Source organism: Variovorax sp. P2_H12 (genome assembly GCF_056403395.1).
Window position 1 is genome coordinate 20692 of the sequence record NZ_JBFUFO010000014.1, and the last position, 14099, is coordinate 34790.

Genomic DNA, 14099 nt, shown 5'->3' on the forward strand with positions numbered 1-14099 from the left:
GCATCGCGGAGCACCCGTTGATCCACAACCCGGAGTGCCCCGCATGAATGCCAACGACAAGTTCGCCTCCCTCCTCACGCTCACGCGCGAGCCCTTTCCCGCCTCGACCAAGGGCGCCATCGCCGGCAGCCGGCCCGACCTGCGGGTGCCGGTGCGCGAGGTTGCTCTGTCCAACGGCGAACAGGTTTCGCTCTACGACACTTCCGGCCCGTACACCGATCCGGCCGCCGACATCGATGTGCGTCGCGGATTGCCTGGCGTGCGCGACGCCTGGATCGCCGAGCGCGGCGACACCGAGAGCTACGAAGGCCGGCTGCACCTGGCGCTTGACGACGGCGCGACGCACGCGGACCGCGACGCCCGGCGCATCGCCGAACTGCGCGCCGGCGCCGCCGCACTGCAGCGCACGCCGCGGCGCGCCAAGCCCGGCGCCAACGTGACGCAGATGCATTACGCGCGGCGCGGCATCGTCACGCCCGAGATGGAGTACGTGGCGCTGCGCGAGAACGGCCGCCGCGAATGGATGGCCGAGTACATGGCCGACGAGGCGCGCGAGAAGCGGCTGGCCGGCAACCCGATGGGTGCCCGCATCCCGAAGATCATCACGCCCGAGTTCGTGCGCGAGGAAGTGGCGCGCGGCCGCGCGATCATCCCGGCCAACATCAACCACCCGGAAGTCGAGCCGATGGCGATCGGGCGCAACTTCAAGGTCAAGATCAACGCCAACATCGGCAACTCGGCCGTCACCTCGAGCATCGAGGAAGAGGTCGAGAAGCTGGTCTGGGCGATCCGCTGGGGCGCCGACAACGTGATGGACCTCTCCACCGGCCGCAACATCCACACCACGCGCGACTGGATCGTGCGCAACAGCCCGGTGCCGATCGGCACGGTTCCGATCTACCAGGCGCTGGAGAAGGTCGGCGGCGTGGCGGAAGACCTGACCTGGGAGATCTACCGCGACACGCTGATCGAGCAGGCCGAGCAGGGCGTCGACTACTTCACCATCCATGCGGGGCTGCGGCTGCCCTTCATCCACCTGACGGCCGACCGGCGCACCGGCATCGTCTCGCGCGGCGGATCGATCATGGCCAAGTGGTGCATCTCGCACCACAGGGAGAGCTTCCTGTACACGCACTTCGAGGACATCTGCGAGATCATGAAGGCCTACGACGTGAGCTTCTCGCTGGGCGACGGCCTGCGCCCCGGCTGCGCCTCGGACGCCAACGACGAGGCCCAGTTCGCCGAACTGCGCACGCTGGGCGAGCTGACGCAGATCGCCTGGAAGCACGACGTCCAGACCATGATCGAAGGTCCGGGCCATGTGCCGATGCACCTGATCCAGGCCAACATGGACGAGCAGCTCAAGCACTGTCACGAGGCGCCGTTCTACACGCTGGGCCCGCTGACGATCGATATCGCGCCGGGCTACGACCACATCGCCAGCGCGATCGGCGCCGCGATGATCGGCTGGGCCGGCACCGCGATGCTGTGCTACGTGACGCCCAAGGAGCACCTGGGCCTGCCGGACCGCGACGACGTCAAGCAGGGCATCATCGCGTACAAGATCGCGGCCCATGCGGCCGACGTGGCCAAGGGGCACCCCGGTGCGCGCTCGCGCGACGATGCGCTCTCGAAAGCGCGCTTCGAGTTCCGCTGGCAGGACCAGTTCAACCTCGGCCTGGACCCCGACACCGCGCGCGAGTTCCACGACGAGACCTTGCCCAAGGACAGCAGCAAGGTGGCGCACTTCTGCTCGATGTGCGGCCCCAAGTTCTGCTCGATGAAGATCACGCAGGAGGTGCGCGAGTACGCGGCCCAGCGCGGCATCGAGGCGAGCGACGCGGCCCTGGACGGCATGGCCGGCAAGTCGGCGGAGTTCAAGGCCGCGGGCGGCGAGATCTACATTCCGATCCAGCCGGCCTGAGTTTGACATCGGGAACGGGAGGTGTTTGGTTACGATCGGCGCCATGAATCCCATTCCCTTCGACGCCGTCCTGTTCGACTGCGACGGCGTCCTGGTCGACTCCGAACCCATCACCAACCGCGTGCTCGCCGAGATGCTCGGCGAACTTGGCTGGAAGCTCAGCACCGAGGAGTCGATGCGGATCTTCACCGGCAAGGCGGTCAAGGACGAGGCCGCGCTGATCGAGGCGAACACCGGCTTCGCGATCACGCCCGAGTGGCTGCACGGCTTCCGCGGCCGCCGCAACGAGGCGCTCGAGCGCGACCTGCTGGCCATTCCCAACGCCGCACGGGCCGTGCGCGCCCTGCATGCGGCGCTGGACGGCCGCATCGCCTGCGCTTCGGGTGCCGATCGCCACAAGGTGGAATTGCAGCTCGAGAAGATCGGGCTGCTCGATTGCTTCGAGGGCCGCATCTTCAGCGGCCACGAAACCCCGCGTTCCAAGCCCGCCCCCGACGTCTACCTGGCCGCCGCGGCCGCGCTCGGCATCGACCCGGCGCGTTGCGCCGTGGTCGAGGACACGGTGACCGGGGCGATGGCCGGCATCGCCGCCGGCGCCACCGTGTTCGGCTACAGCCCGACCGACCTGGGCCACAGCGGGCCCGAAGCGCTGCGTGCCGTCGGCGTGGCGCATGTCTTCACGGACATGGAACAACTGCCGTCGCTGCTGGCCGACTGGCGCCCCGCGTTCGCCTGAACCCCCGATGCACGGCCTGCGCGCGCTCTGTGGTCTGCTGATCGCTGCCTGCGTGGCGGGCTGTTCATCGTTGAGGCCGTGGCTCAACGACCCCCTGGCCGACCGGCCGCCGTCGCTGTCCGTCATCATGGCGCCGGAGTCGGGCCGGGATCCGACGATCCTGGTGGCCGTCACGCTGTCCGGCGGCGGTGCGCGCGCCGCTGCGTTCGGCTATGGCGTACTGGCCGAGCTGCGACGCACCAAGTTCGATCTGAACGGCCGGCACAGCGACCTGCTCGACGCCACCGACGTGATCAGCGGCGTCTCGGGCGGCAGCATCCTCGCGGCCTACTATGCGGCCTTCGGCGCCGAGAAGCTGCCCGATTTCGAACGCGATTTCCTGCGCCAGAACTTCCAGAACAGCCTGATCCTGCAGGCGCTGAGGCCCCGCAGCCTGTACGACCTGACCTCGCCCTGGTACGGGCGCAGCCATCTGCTGATGCGCCGGCTCGACGAGATCTACGAGGGCAAGACCTACGCCGACGTCGAGAGCAGCCCGCGCCATCCGCAACTGGTGATCGCCGCCACCGACATGTCGCTGGGCACGCCCTTCGAGTTCACCGCCGACCAGTTCGCGCTGATCTGCTCGGACCTGCAGAGCGTGCCGTTGTCCTTTGCGGTCGCGGCCTCGTCGGCGGTGCCGATCCTGCTGAGTCCGCTGACGCTGAAGAACCATTCGCAGGTCTGCCGCGATCGCGGCATCGTGCCGCGGCTGGCCGTCCGGGGCGGCGGCAACTACCGGGCTCGCATGTTCCGCATGCAGGCCAACAGCTACCTCGACGCCCAGAGCCGGCCCTTCATCCACCTGGTCGATGGGGGCGTGGCCGACAACCTCGCGGTGCGGCGGCTGCTCGATCGCGCGCTGGTCGGCGGCGGCTTGCGCGAGAGCTTCGAGGAAGTCGGCATTCCGCGCGGCAGCGTGCGCAAGCTGGTCGTGATCAGCGTGAATTCGGCGCGCGACCCGGCCAACAACATCGACCAGAGCGATACCGTGCCGGGTTTCCGGGCGGTGGCCGACACCCTGTTGTTCGGTGCCGGCGCGCGCGCGACCCTCGAAACGCAGGAGTTCCTGCTCGACACCGCGCGCCAATGGCGTGAAGACCTCAAGTCGCGCAGCCCCGAAGCTTCGGATGCCTTCGCGCCCGACGCCGAGATCCACGTGGTGCAGGTCAACCTGCGCGATGCCGCGGATGGCGAGCTGCGTCAGCGGCTGCTGCAGGTGCCGACCGCGTTCTCGATCACCGATGAAGAGGTGACGCGGCTGATCGCGGCGGGGCGCAGCGTGCTGCAACGCTCGCCCGAATTCCAGGCATTGAAGAGATCGCTGGGCTCGGCCCGGGACTGAAGACTCAGGCGTTGCCGCGCGGCAGCGAGGCCTTGGCCATCGTGGTGAGCGAGAGCGTCATCGCCTGGGCCCGGTCGGCCCACATGCGCGACACCAGCTGGTCCGCGTTTTCGGTCACGAAGCCCTGGTTGCGGGTCCGCCCCGAGGTGGCGATGAAGTCCATCAGGTCGGCGAAAGCCGAGCTGTCGGTGTCTGGAATCTGCTGCATGCGGCGATCGTAGGCTGCGGCGGGCCGCTTGCGCGTCGGACGCTGCCCTTTCTGGCCTTCCCGGGCGCACTATTTCACGGATTCCCGGCCCCGCTGCGCGGCGGCAGGCCGTGCCGCCGGAACGTGCCGGGGGCGACGCCGGCCCAGCCACGGAATGCGCGAGAGAAGCTTTTCTCATTGCGAAATCCGACCGCCAGCGCGATCTGCTTGATCGGGCGGTCGGTCCGCCGCAACTGGTCGGCCGCTGTTTCGTGCCGGATCTCGTCCTTGAGCGCCTGCAGCGACAGGCCCTCTTCCATCAGCTGGCGGTGCAGGGTGCGGCTCGACAGGTTCAGCAGGGCCGCCAGGGCGTCGGCGGTGGCGGCTTCGGCGGCGCGGCTGCGCAACAGTTCGCGCACCCGCTGCCCGAGCAGTCGGTCGCGGCGGTATTGCAGCACCGTGAGCGGCAGGGCGCGCCGCAGCATGGTGCGCAGCGCCGCCTCGTCGCGCCGCAGCGGCAGCGCCAGGTAGCGGGGGTCGAAGCTGTAGCCGGCCTTGGCGGCCCCGAAGCGCAGGCTGCCGCCGAACATCAGGGGATAGGCCTCGCGGTGCGGCGGCGCCTCGAACGGAAAGGTGGTGGCGCCGAGCGACACCCGCGAATCGATGGCCCAGCAGGCGTAGCCGTGGAGGAAGCGCAGGTTCGACACCAGGCAGAACTCGCGGAAATCGCCCAGCGATCGGTGCTCGGTGATCGACACCGTCGCCAGGCCGCCGGCCAGCGACAGGTCGAGCGTGATGTCGTCGGTCAGCAGCCGCAGGTGCCGGCACCAGCGCTTGATCGCCACGCCCAGGTCGGGCGCGCCCAGCGACGCCCGGCACAGCATGCCGTAGCTGCCCCAGGGCAGCTTGCGCTGGAACCAGCCGAGCGCCTCGTCGTCGAGCTGCTGCATCGCGAAGCCGGACAGCGCCTCGAATTGCGCCGCGGTCACGCGGGCGGCCGGATCGGCGACTTCATGCGGCGCGATCTGTGCCTCGGCCAAGGCCGCCGAAGGGTCGACGCCATAGCGCTCGTAGCCCCGTACGATCGCTTGCACGAAGGCCATCGGCGTGGCCGCGCGGCGGATACTCTGGAGCGGTGACGAAGGCATGCTGGCGTGCGGTCGAGGTGGCGCGATTTGCAACCATTGTGGCGCCAAATGCACCGGCACACGGCGTAAGCTGCGCCTTTCCGCGCGACAGTTGCGCGCGGGCCCGACCGACCAAGGAGACAAACCATGCACGATCCCGGCCTGAACTTCGACCTGGGCGACACCATCGATTCCCTGCGCGACGCGATCCAGAACTTCGCCGCCGACGAGATTGCACCGCGTGCGGCGGACATCGACCGCGACAACCAGTTCCCGGCCGACCTCTGGAAGAAGCTCGGCGACCTCGGCCTGCACGGCATGACCGTCAAGGAAGAGTACGGCGGCACCGAGCTCGGCTACCTCGCGCACATCGTCGCGATGGAAGAAGTCTCGCGCGCCTCGGCCTCGGTCGGGCTTTCCTACGGCGCCCACTCCAATCTCTGCGTCAACCAGATCCACCGCAACGGCAGCGCGGCGCAGAAGAAGAAGTACCTGCCCAAGCTGGTGAGCGGCGAGCACGTGGGCGCACTGGCGATGAGCGAACCCAATGCCGGCTCCGACGTGGTGAGCATGAAGCTGCGCGCCGAGAAGAAGGGCGACCGCTACGTGCTCAACGGCGGCAAGATGTGGATCACCAACGGCGGCGACGCCGACACGCTGGTGATCTACGCCAAGACCGAGCCCGAGATGGGCGCCCGCGGCATGACCGCCTTCATCGTCGAGAAGGGCTTCAAGGGCTTCTCGGCCGGCACCAAGCTCGACAAGCTCGGCATGCGTGGCTCCAACACCTTCCCGCTCTACTTCGACAACTGCGAGGTGCCGGAGGAGAACGTGCTGGGTGGCGAGGGCCTGGGCGCCAAGGTGCTGATGAGCGGCCTCGACTTCGAGCGCGCCGTGCTGTCGGGCGGTCCGCTGGGCATCATGGCGGCCTGCATGGACGCGGTGCTGCCTTTCGTCCACGAGCGCCAGCAGTTCGGCCAGAGCATCGGCGAATTCCAGTTGATGCAGGGCAAGCTGGCCGACATGTATTCGACCTGGCAGGCCACGCGCGCCTACGTCTATGCCGTCGGCAAGGCCTGCGACCGCAGCGACCATGCGCGCACCTTCCGCAAGGACGCGGCCGGCGCCATCCTCTATTCGGCCGAGAAGGCGACCTGGATGGCCGGCGAGGCGATCCAGGCGCTGGGCGGCGTGGGCTACACCAATGAGTTTCCGGTCGGCCGGCTGTGGCGCGACGCCAAGCTGTACGAGATCGGCGCCGGCACCAGCGAGATCCGGCGCATGCTGATCGGCCGCGAGCTGTTCGCCGAAACCGCCTGAAGGAGTTGCCATGACCTTGACGCGCAGCCTGGCGCAAGGCGCCACCGACGTGCCGTTGATCGAACAGACCCTCGGCGACTTCTTCGACGACATGGCCGCGCGGCAGGGCGACCACGAGGCGTTGGTCAGCGTGCACGAGGGCAAGCGCTACAGCTACCGCGAGCTGCAGCGCGAGGTCGACCGGCTGGCCAGCGCCCTGCTCGGGCTGGGGCTGGCGCCCGGCGACCGCGTCGGCATCTGGTCGCACAACAACGCGCCCTGGGTGCTGATGCAGCTGGCCACCGCCAAGGTCGGCATCATCCTGGTCAACATCAACCCGGCCTATCGCACCTCGGAGCTCGAGTACGCGCTCAACAAGGTCGCGTGCAAGGCGCTGGTGACGATGAAGAGCTTCAAGACCAGCGACTACGTCGGCATGCTGCGCGAGCTGGCGCCCGAGCTGGCTGCGGCGGCGCCCGGCGCATTGAAGGCCGCCCGGCTGCCGCACCTGCGCACGGTGGCCTGGATCGATGCGGCCGGCGAAGAAGGCGAGCTGCCGGGGCTGCTGCGCTTCTCGGCGCTGCACGACAGCGGCCGCGCCGACGACCCGCAGGTCGACGCGATCGCGAAGACGCTCAAGGCCACCGACCCGATCAACATCCAGTTCACCAGCGGCACCACCGGCTTCCCGAAGGGCGCCACGCTGACGCACCGCAACATCCTGAACAACGGCTTCTTCATCGGCGAGTGCATGAAGCTCACGCCGGTCGATCGCCTCTGCATCCCGGTGCCGCTCTACCACTGCTTCGGCATGGTGCTGGGCAACCTGGCCTGCCTCACGCACGGCGCGACCATCGTCTACCCGAACGACGGCTTCGACCCGCTGGCGGTGATGCGGACGGTGCAGGCCGAGAAGTGCACCGGGCTGCACGGCGTGCCGACCATGTTCATCGCCGAACTCGACCACCCGCGCTTCAAGGAGTTCGACTTCTCGACCTTGCGCACCGGCATCATGGCCGGATCGCCGTGTCCGACCGAGGTCATGAAGCGGGTGGTCGACCAGATGCACCTGCGCGACATCACCATCGCCTACGGCATGACCGAGACCAGTCCGGTGAGCTGCCAGAGCTCGACCGACACGCCGCTCGCCAAGCGCGTGTCGACCGTGGGCACGGTGCAGCCGCATCTGGAAATCAAGGTCATCGATCCGGTGACGGGCGAGATCGTCGCGCCGGGCGAGACGGGCGAGTTCTGCACGCGCGGCTACTCGGTCATGCACGGCTACTGGGAAGACGAGGAGAAGACTCGCGAAGCCATCGATGCAGACGGCTGGATGCACACCGGCGACCTCGCCACCATGGACGCCGAGGGCTACGTCAACATCGTCGGCCGCATCAAGGACCTGGTGATCCGCGGCGGCGAGAACATCTACCCGCGCGAGATCGAGGAGTTCCTGTACCGCCACCCAAAGGTGCAGGACGTGCAGGTGGTCGGCCTGCCCGACAGGAAATACGGCGAGGAGCTCTGCGCCTGGATCATCGCCAAGCCGGGCCAGAGCCTGAGCGCCGACGAGGTGCGCGAGTTCTGCAAGGGGCAGATCGCGCACTACAAGGTGCCGAGGTACATCGAGTTCGTGACCGAGTTTCCGATGACGGTCACGGGCAAGATCCAGAAGTTCAAGATTCGCGAAGCAATGAAGCACCAACTGGGACTGGACGAGGACAAGACCGCATGAAGCTGGACACGAAACTCAATGCCCGCTCGGCGGAATTCCAGGCCAACGCGAGCGCCATGCGCGCGCTGGTCGACGACCTGCACGCCCAGTTCGCCAAGGTCGAGGCCGGCGGCGGCGAGGCCGCGCGCAGCAAGCACACGGCGCGCGGCAAGCTGCTGCCGCGTGATCGCGTGGCGCAACTGCTCGACCCGGGCACGCCCTTCCTCGAAGTGGCCCCGCTCGCCGCGCATGCGATGTACCACGGCGCGGCGCCAGGCGCGGGCCTGATCGCGGGCATCGGCCGGGTCAGCGGCGTCGACTGCATGATCGTCTGCAACGACGCCACGGTGAAGGGCGGCACCTACTACCCGGTCACGGTCAAGAAGCACCTGCGCGCGCAGGAGATCGCCGAGCAGAACCGCCTGCCCTGCATCTACCTGGTCGACTCCGGCGGCGCCAACCTGCCGAACCAGGACGAGGTGTTTCCGGACCGCGACCACTTCGGCCGCATCTTCTACAACCAGGCCCAGATGAGCGCGCAGGGCATCGCCCAGATCGCGGTCGTGATGGGTTCCTGCACCGCCGGCGGCGCCTACGTGCCGGCGATGAGCGACGAGAGCATCATCGTCAAGAACCAGGGCACCATCTTCCTGGGCGGCCCGCCGCTGGTGAAGGCGGCCACCGGCGAGGTCGTCACCGCCGAGGACCTGGGCGGCGGCGATGTCCACACGCGGCTGTCGGGCGTGGCCGATCACCTGGCGCAGAACGACCTCCATGCTCTGGCGCTGGCGCGCTCGGCCGTGAAAAATCTAGGCGACAACCGGGCGCAGGCGCCCGGGCCTTCCGTGGCCCGTGCCCCCGCTTACCCTGCGGAGGAACTGTATGGCGTGATCCCGACCGACACCCGCAAGCCTTTCGATGTGCGCGAGATCATTGCCCGCATCGTCGACGACAGCGAGTTCCACGAGTTCAAGTCGCGCTTCGGCAGCACGCTGGTCTGCGGCTTCGCCGAGATCGAGGGCATGCCGGTGGGCATCGTCGCCAACAACGGCATTCTCTTCAGCGAGTCGGCGCAGAAGGGCGCTCACTTCATCGAGCTGTGCTGCCAGCGCAAGACGCCGCTGGTGTTCCTGCAGAACATCACGGGCTTCATGGTCGGGCGCAAGTACGAGAACGAGGGCATCGCGCGCCACGGCGCCAAGATGGTGACCGCGGTGGCCACGGCCAACGTGCCCAAGTTCACCATCATCATCGGCGGCAGCTTCGGCGCCGGCAACTACGGTATGTGCGGCCGCGCGTACTCGCCGCGCTTTCTCTGGATGTGGCCCAACGCGCGCATCAGCGTGATGGGCGGCGAGCAGGCCGCGAGCGTGCTCGCCACCGTCAAGCGCGACGGCATCGAGGCCAAGGGCGGGCAGTGGAGCGCGGAGGAGGAAGAAGCCTTCAAGTCGCCCATCCGCCAGCAGTACGAGGTCCAGGGCCATCCCTACTACGCCACCGCGCGGCTGTGGGACGACGGCATCATCGACCCGGCCGACACGCGCCGCGTGCTGGCGCTGGGCCTGGCTGCGTCGCGCAATGCGCCGATCCCCGAGCCGAAGTTCGGCATCTTCCGCATGTGAGCGCCATGACGCTGCCGAACTACTTCTCCAGCCTCGCGCGCTACCACGTCTGGGCCACGCAGAAGCTGATCGCTTCGAACCTCGCGGGCCTGTCCGATGCGGACTGGCACCGCGACTGCGGCCTCTACTTTCGCTCGGTGCACCGCACGGTCAACCACCTGCTGCTGACCGACACGATCTGGTTCGCGCGCTTCGCCGAAGGCAAGTCGCTGCGCCTGCCGCTCGACACCGAACTGCACACGGACCGCGTCGAGGTCTGCGAGGCGCTCGGCGAGGCCGTCACGCGCTGGAGCCCCTGGCTCTCGACCCTGGCGCCGGAGCGCTTCGATGGCGATCTGGCCTACACGCGCAACAACGGCGAGGAGGTGCGCATTCCGTTCGCGCCGGCGCTCGGCCATGTCTTCAACCATGCGACCCATCACCGCGGCCAGCTCACCGCCGCGCTGACCGCGATGGTCCAACCCGGGCCCGAGCTGGACTGGGTCTATCTGCTGCAACAGGAAGCGAGAACGTCATGAGCACGTCCTTCACCAAGCTCGGCCTGTCGATCGAAGGCGCGATCGCGCGCATCTGGCTCGACCAGCCCGATGCGCGCAATGCCTTCGACGACGTCGTGATCGCCGAGCTGACGCAGGCCTTCACCGAAGCCGGCGCTTCGCCGCAGGTCAGGGCCATCGTGCTCGGCGCGAACGGCCCGGCCTTCTGTGCGGGCGCCAACCTGAACTGGATGCGGCGCATGGCCGACTACACGCGCGACGAGAACATCGCCGACGCGGGCAAGCTGGCTGCGATGCTGCGCACCATCGCCGAGTGCCCCAAGCCCACCATCGCGCGCGTACAGGGCGACGTCTATGCCGGCGGCATGGGCCTGGTGGCGGCCTGCGACATCGCGGTCAGCGTCGACACCGCCTGGTACTGCCTGAGCGAGGTCAAGATCGGCCTGGTGCCGGCGACCATCAGCCCCTACGTGCTGCGCGCGATGGGCACCCGCGCGGCGCAGCGCTGGTTCCTCACGGCCGAGCGCTTCGCGGCGGCCGAGGCGCATCGCATCGGCCTCGTGCACGAGGTGGTGGCGGCCGATGCGCTCGATGCCAAGGTCGCCGAGGTCGTCAAGGCGCTCACCAGCGCCAGCCCGGCCGCGGTGCGCGCCTGCAAGACCCTGATCGCCGACGTGGCGGGACGCGAGATCGACGATGCGCTGGTGGCGAAGACCGTGCAGGGCATCGCCGACATCCGCGCGAGTGAGGAAGGCCGCGAGGGCGTCCAGTCGTTCCTGCAAAAGCGCAAGCCTTCGTGGTTGAACGGTTGATACGGATCGTCTCATGACCTCGCTTGACATGCCGCAACTGCTCGCGCTGGCCGCCGCGCTGGGCTGGGCCAGCGGCGTGCGGCTCTATCTGGTCGTGCTGCTGACCGGGTTGGCCGGCTACCTCGGGTGGCTGCCGCTGCCGAGCGGCCTTCAGCTGCTGGCGCATCCGGTCGTGATCGCCGCCAGCGGCTTCATGGTCTTCGTCGAGTTCTTCGTCGACAAGATCCCGGGCCTCGATTCGATCTGGGACATGGTCCACACCGCGATCCGCATTCCCGCGGGGGCCGCGCTCGCGGCCGGCGTGTTCGGCGCCGATCACGCGGCGATGGCGCTGGTGGCGGCTCTGCTCGGCGGCGGTTTCGCGGCCACGGCGCATGCGGCCAAGGCGACCACGCGGGCCGCGATCAACACTTCGCCCGAACCCTTCAGCAATGTCGGCGCCTCGCTGGTCGAAGACACGATGGTGCCGGCCGGCCTCTGGCTGGCGGTCGCGCATCCGCTGGTGTTCGGCCTCCTCTTCATCGTCGTGCTGGTGCTCAGCGTCTGGCTGATCCGAAAGAGCTGGCGCTTCCTCAAATCCTTGTTCGGCCGCGTGGCGCGCATCTTCAGCGGTCGGTCCGACCCCGGCGTGGCGCCCGCCTTCCAGCTCAAGAAGAAACCTCCTGGAGACTCATCGAATGTTTAAGAAGATCCTGATCGCGAACCGGGGCGACCAGCCGCGAAGCGGCGCAGCGGCGCAGCCACATTGCATGGCACGCGAAGCGTGCGAAGGCGATTTCACCGCGGAGACGCACCATGTTTAAGAAGATCCTCATCGCCAACCGCGGTGAAATTGCCTGCCGGGTGGCCGCGACCGCGCGCCGCATGGCCATCCGCACGGTCGCCGTGTATTCCGACGCCGATGCCCATGCCAACCACGTGCGTGCCTGCGACGAATCGGTGTACCTCGGCGGCAGCGCGCCCAGGGAGAGCTACCTGCGCTGGGAGAAGATCCTCGAGGCCGCCAAGGCCACGGGCGCCGAGGCGGTGCATCCGGGCTACGGCTTCCTGAGCGAGAACGAGGAATTTGCGCAGGCCTGCGCCGATGCCGGCCTGGTCTTCGTCGGCCCGCCGCCGTCGGCGATCAAGGCGATGGGGCTGAAGGCGGAATCGAAGCAGCTGATGGAGAAGGCCGGCGTTCCGCTCGTGCCCGGCTACCACGGCAGCGACCAGGATCCGGCGCTGCTGCAGCGCGAAGCCGACAGCATCGGCTATCCGGTGCTGATCAAGGCCAGCGCGGGCGGCGGCGGCAAGGGGATGCGCGTGGTCGAGAAGACGGGCGATTTCGCCGCCGCGCTGGCCTCCTGCCGGCGCGAGGCGATCAACAGCTTCGGCGACGACGCGGTGCTGATCGAGAAGTACGTGCAGCGGCCGCGCCACATCGAGATCCAGGTGTTCGGCGACACGCACGGCAACTACGTCTACCTGTTCGAGCGCGACTGCTCGGTGCAGCGGCGGCACCAGAAGGTGCTGGAGGAGGCGCCCGCACCCGGCATGACGGACGCCATGCGCAAGCAGATGGGCGAGGCCGCGGTGGCCGCGGCGCGGGCGGTGAACTACGTCGGCGCCGGCACGGTGGAATTCATCGTCGAGCAGCGTTCGAACGGCGAGATGAACTTCTTCTTCATGGAGATGAACACCCGGCTGCAGGTGGAGCATCCCGTGACCGAGGCCATCACCGGCCTGGACCTGGTCGAATGGCAGCTGCGCGTGGCCTCGGGCGAAGCACTGCCGCTGAAGCAGGACCAATTGCAGATCCATGGCCATGCGATCGAGGCGCGCATCTGCGCCGAGAACCCGGACAACAACTTCCTGCCCGCCACCGGCACCCTGCGGGTCTATCGCAAGCCGCAGTCCACCGCCTTCCAGCGCAGCCGCGTGCGCATCGACGACGGGGTGCGCGAGGGCGACGTGATCTCGCCCTTCTACGACTCGATGATCGCCAAGCTGATCGTGCACGGTGCCACGCGCGAGGAAGCCCTGGCGCGGCTCGACCTGGCGCTGGCGCAGACCCACATCGTGGGCGTTGCGACCAACGTGCAGTTCCTGCGCGGCATCCTGCGCACCGACTCGTTCGCGCATGCGAAGCTCGACACCGCGCTGATCGAGCGCGAGCGCGCGGTGCTGTTCGACCAGGAACCGCTGGGCCTGCCGCTGGCGGCCGCGGCATCGATCGCGCGCACGCTGCTGGCCGAGGCCGCGACGGCCAGCGCCGATCCGTTCAGCCGCCGCGACGGCTGGCAGTCGCACGGCGTCGCGGTGCGGCCCTTCGAGTTCGAGTTCCGCGGCGAGCTCAAGAGCGCCACGCTGCGCTACCTGCACGATGGCGCGCTGTCGCTGCAGGTGGGCGAGGTTTCGGGCCCGCTGGTGATCGGCAGCTTTCCGTCGGGCGAACTCGAGCTGCAGTTCGACGGCCGGCGCCACACGCTCAACGTCTACCCGGACGAGGCCACGGCCTACGTGTTCGGCGCGCAGGGCGCGACCAGGATCGTCGCCATCGACCGGCTGGCCCATGCCGGCGAGACGCATGCCGAGGGCGGGCGCCTCACGGCGCCGATGCCCGGCAAGGTGGTGTCCTTCGCGGTCAAGGCCGGCGACAAGGTCAGCCGCGGCCAGCCGCTGGCCGTGATGGAGGCGATGAAGATGGAGCACACGATCGCGGCGCCGGCCGATGGAACGGTCGAAGAGCTGCTGTATGTGCCGGGCGATCAGGTCACGGAGGGGGCAGAGTTGCTGCGCATCGCGGCTTAAGCTTGGG

Annotated in this window: 12 protein-coding genes; 10 read left to right on the top strand and 2 right to left on the bottom strand. The window is 68.5% G+C overall.

What is annotated here, in order from left to right:
- The first annotated feature begins 43 nt into the window (after positions 1-43).
- From thiC to AC1DYK_RS11760, 3 genes are read left to right on the top strand one after another with little or no spacing between them, the layout of a single operon-like run.
- The gene (gene thiC / locus AC1DYK_RS11750; RefSeq protein WP_478166462.1) at positions 44-1924 is read left to right on the top strand and encodes a phosphomethylpyrimidine synthase ThiC; all 1881 of its coding nucleotides are present in this window, start codon (positions 44-46) and stop codon (positions 1922-1924) included.
- A gap of 43 nt (positions 1925-1967) precedes the next feature.
- Positions 1968-2660 carry an HAD family hydrolase gene (locus tag AC1DYK_RS11755; RefSeq protein ID WP_478166463.1) on the top strand — a complete coding sequence of 231 codons (693 nt, stop codon included), beginning with the start codon at positions 1968-1970 and terminating at the stop codon, positions 2658-2660.
- Positions 2661-2667: 7 nt separating this feature from the next.
- Positions 2668-4044, top strand: coding sequence for a patatin-like phospholipase family protein (locus AC1DYK_RS11760; RefSeq protein WP_478166464.1), 1377 nt, complete (start codon positions 2668-2670; stop codon positions 4042-4044).
- A 4-nt stretch (positions 4045-4048) separates the two neighbouring features.
- Here the strand turns inward: AC1DYK_RS11760 and AC1DYK_RS11765 are convergent, their stop codons facing one another.
- Together AC1DYK_RS11765 and AC1DYK_RS11770 are read right to left on the bottom strand one after the other, a co-directional pair.
- Complete coding sequence (locus AC1DYK_RS11765; RefSeq protein ID WP_478166465.1) at positions 4049-4252, bottom strand: hypothetical protein; 204 nt, start codon at positions 4250-4252, stop codon at positions 4049-4051.
- Between the two features lie 74 nt (positions 4253-4326).
- Positions 4327-5379 (bottom strand): AraC family transcriptional regulator, encoded by a 1053-nt coding sequence (locus tag AC1DYK_RS11770; RefSeq protein ID WP_478166466.1) that lies wholly within the window; start codon positions 5377-5379, stop codon positions 4327-4329.
- A 126-nt stretch (positions 5380-5505) separates the two neighbouring features.
- On the opposite strand from AC1DYK_RS11770, the gene AC1DYK_RS11775 reads away from it, so the two are divergent.
- From AC1DYK_RS11775 to AC1DYK_RS11805, 7 genes are all read left to right on the top strand, one after another.
- Entirely contained in the window at positions 5506-6678 is a 1173-nt protein-coding gene (locus AC1DYK_RS11775; protein ID WP_478156963.1) for an isovaleryl-CoA dehydrogenase, read from the top strand.
- A gap of 10 nt (positions 6679-6688) precedes the next feature.
- The gene (locus tag AC1DYK_RS11780) at positions 6689-8392 is read left to right on the top strand and encodes an AMP-binding protein (protein WP_478166467.1); all 1704 of its coding nucleotides are present in this window, start codon (positions 6689-6691) and stop codon (positions 8390-8392) included.
- Positions 8389-9993, top strand: a complete 1605-nt coding sequence (locus AC1DYK_RS11785; protein ID WP_478166468.1) for a carboxyl transferase domain-containing protein — start codon at positions 8389-8391, stop codon at positions 9991-9993. Before AC1DYK_RS11780 ends, AC1DYK_RS11785 begins: the two co-directional genes overlap by 4 nt.
- A 5-nt stretch (positions 9994-9998) precedes the next feature.
- Positions 9999-10511: a DinB family protein gene (locus AC1DYK_RS11790; protein ID WP_478166469.1), complete on the top strand. Its 513-nt coding sequence runs from the start codon at positions 9999-10001 to the stop codon at positions 10509-10511.
- Positions 10508-11302: an enoyl-CoA hydratase/isomerase family protein gene (locus tag AC1DYK_RS11795; protein ID WP_478166470.1), complete on the top strand. Its 795-nt coding sequence runs from the start codon at positions 10508-10510 to the stop codon at positions 11300-11302. Before AC1DYK_RS11790 ends, AC1DYK_RS11795 begins: the two co-directional genes overlap by 4 nt.
- A gap of 13 nt (positions 11303-11315) precedes the next feature.
- A complete protein-coding gene (locus AC1DYK_RS11800; RefSeq protein WP_478166471.1) occupies positions 11316-11987 on the top strand; it encodes a DUF4126 domain-containing protein in 672 nt (223 codons plus the stop codon).
- A gap of 110 nt (positions 11988-12097) precedes the next feature.
- Positions 12098-14092, top strand: a complete 1995-nt coding sequence (locus AC1DYK_RS11805) for an acetyl/propionyl/methylcrotonyl-CoA carboxylase subunit alpha (RefSeq protein WP_478166472.1) — start codon at positions 12098-12100, stop codon at positions 14090-14092.
- The last annotated feature ends 7 nt before the right edge of the window (positions 14093-14099 follow it).

What these genes read in the sequence shown, in the direction of transcription:
- AC1DYK_RS11780 (WP_478166467.1), top strand. Translation starts at nt 6,689, where the DNA reads ATGACCTTGACGCGCAGCCTGGCGCAAGGCGCCACCGACGTGCCGTTG.
- AC1DYK_RS11755 (WP_478166463.1), top strand. Translation starts at nt 1,968, where the DNA reads ATGAATCCCATTCCCTTCGACGCCGTCCTGTTCGACTGCGACGGCGTC.
- AC1DYK_RS11800 (WP_478166471.1), top strand. Translation starts at nt 11,316, where the DNA reads ATGACCTCGCTTGACATGCCGCAACTGCTCGCGCTGGCCGCCGCGCTG.
- AC1DYK_RS11790 (WP_478166469.1), top strand. Translation starts at nt 9,999, where the DNA reads ATGACGCTGCCGAACTACTTCTCCAGCCTCGCGCGCTACCACGTCTGG.
- AC1DYK_RS11765 (WP_478166465.1), bottom strand. Translation starts at nt 4,252, where the DNA reads ATGCAGCAGATTCCAGACACCGACAGCTCGGCTTTCGCCGACCTGATG.
- AC1DYK_RS11770 (WP_478166466.1), bottom strand. Translation starts at nt 5,379, where the DNA reads ATGCCTTCGTCACCGCTCCAGAGTATCCGCCGCGCGGCCACGCCGATG.
- AC1DYK_RS11775 (WP_478156963.1), top strand. Translation starts at nt 5,506, where the DNA reads ATGCACGATCCCGGCCTGAACTTCGACCTGGGCGACACCATCGATTCC.
- thiC (WP_478166462.1), top strand. Translation starts at nt 44, where the DNA reads ATGAATGCCAACGACAAGTTCGCCTCCCTCCTCACGCTCACGCGCGAG.
- AC1DYK_RS11795 (WP_478166470.1), top strand. Translation starts at nt 10,508, where the DNA reads ATGAGCACGTCCTTCACCAAGCTCGGCCTGTCGATCGAAGGCGCGATC.
- AC1DYK_RS11760 (WP_478166464.1), top strand. Translation starts at nt 2,668, where the DNA reads ATGCACGGCCTGCGCGCGCTCTGTGGTCTGCTGATCGCTGCCTGCGTG.
- AC1DYK_RS11805 (WP_478166472.1), top strand. Translation starts at nt 12,098, where the DNA reads ATGTTTAAGAAGATCCTCATCGCCAACCGCGGTGAAATTGCCTGCCGG.
- AC1DYK_RS11785 (WP_478166468.1), top strand. Translation starts at nt 8,389, where the DNA reads ATGAAGCTGGACACGAAACTCAATGCCCGCTCGGCGGAATTCCAGGCC.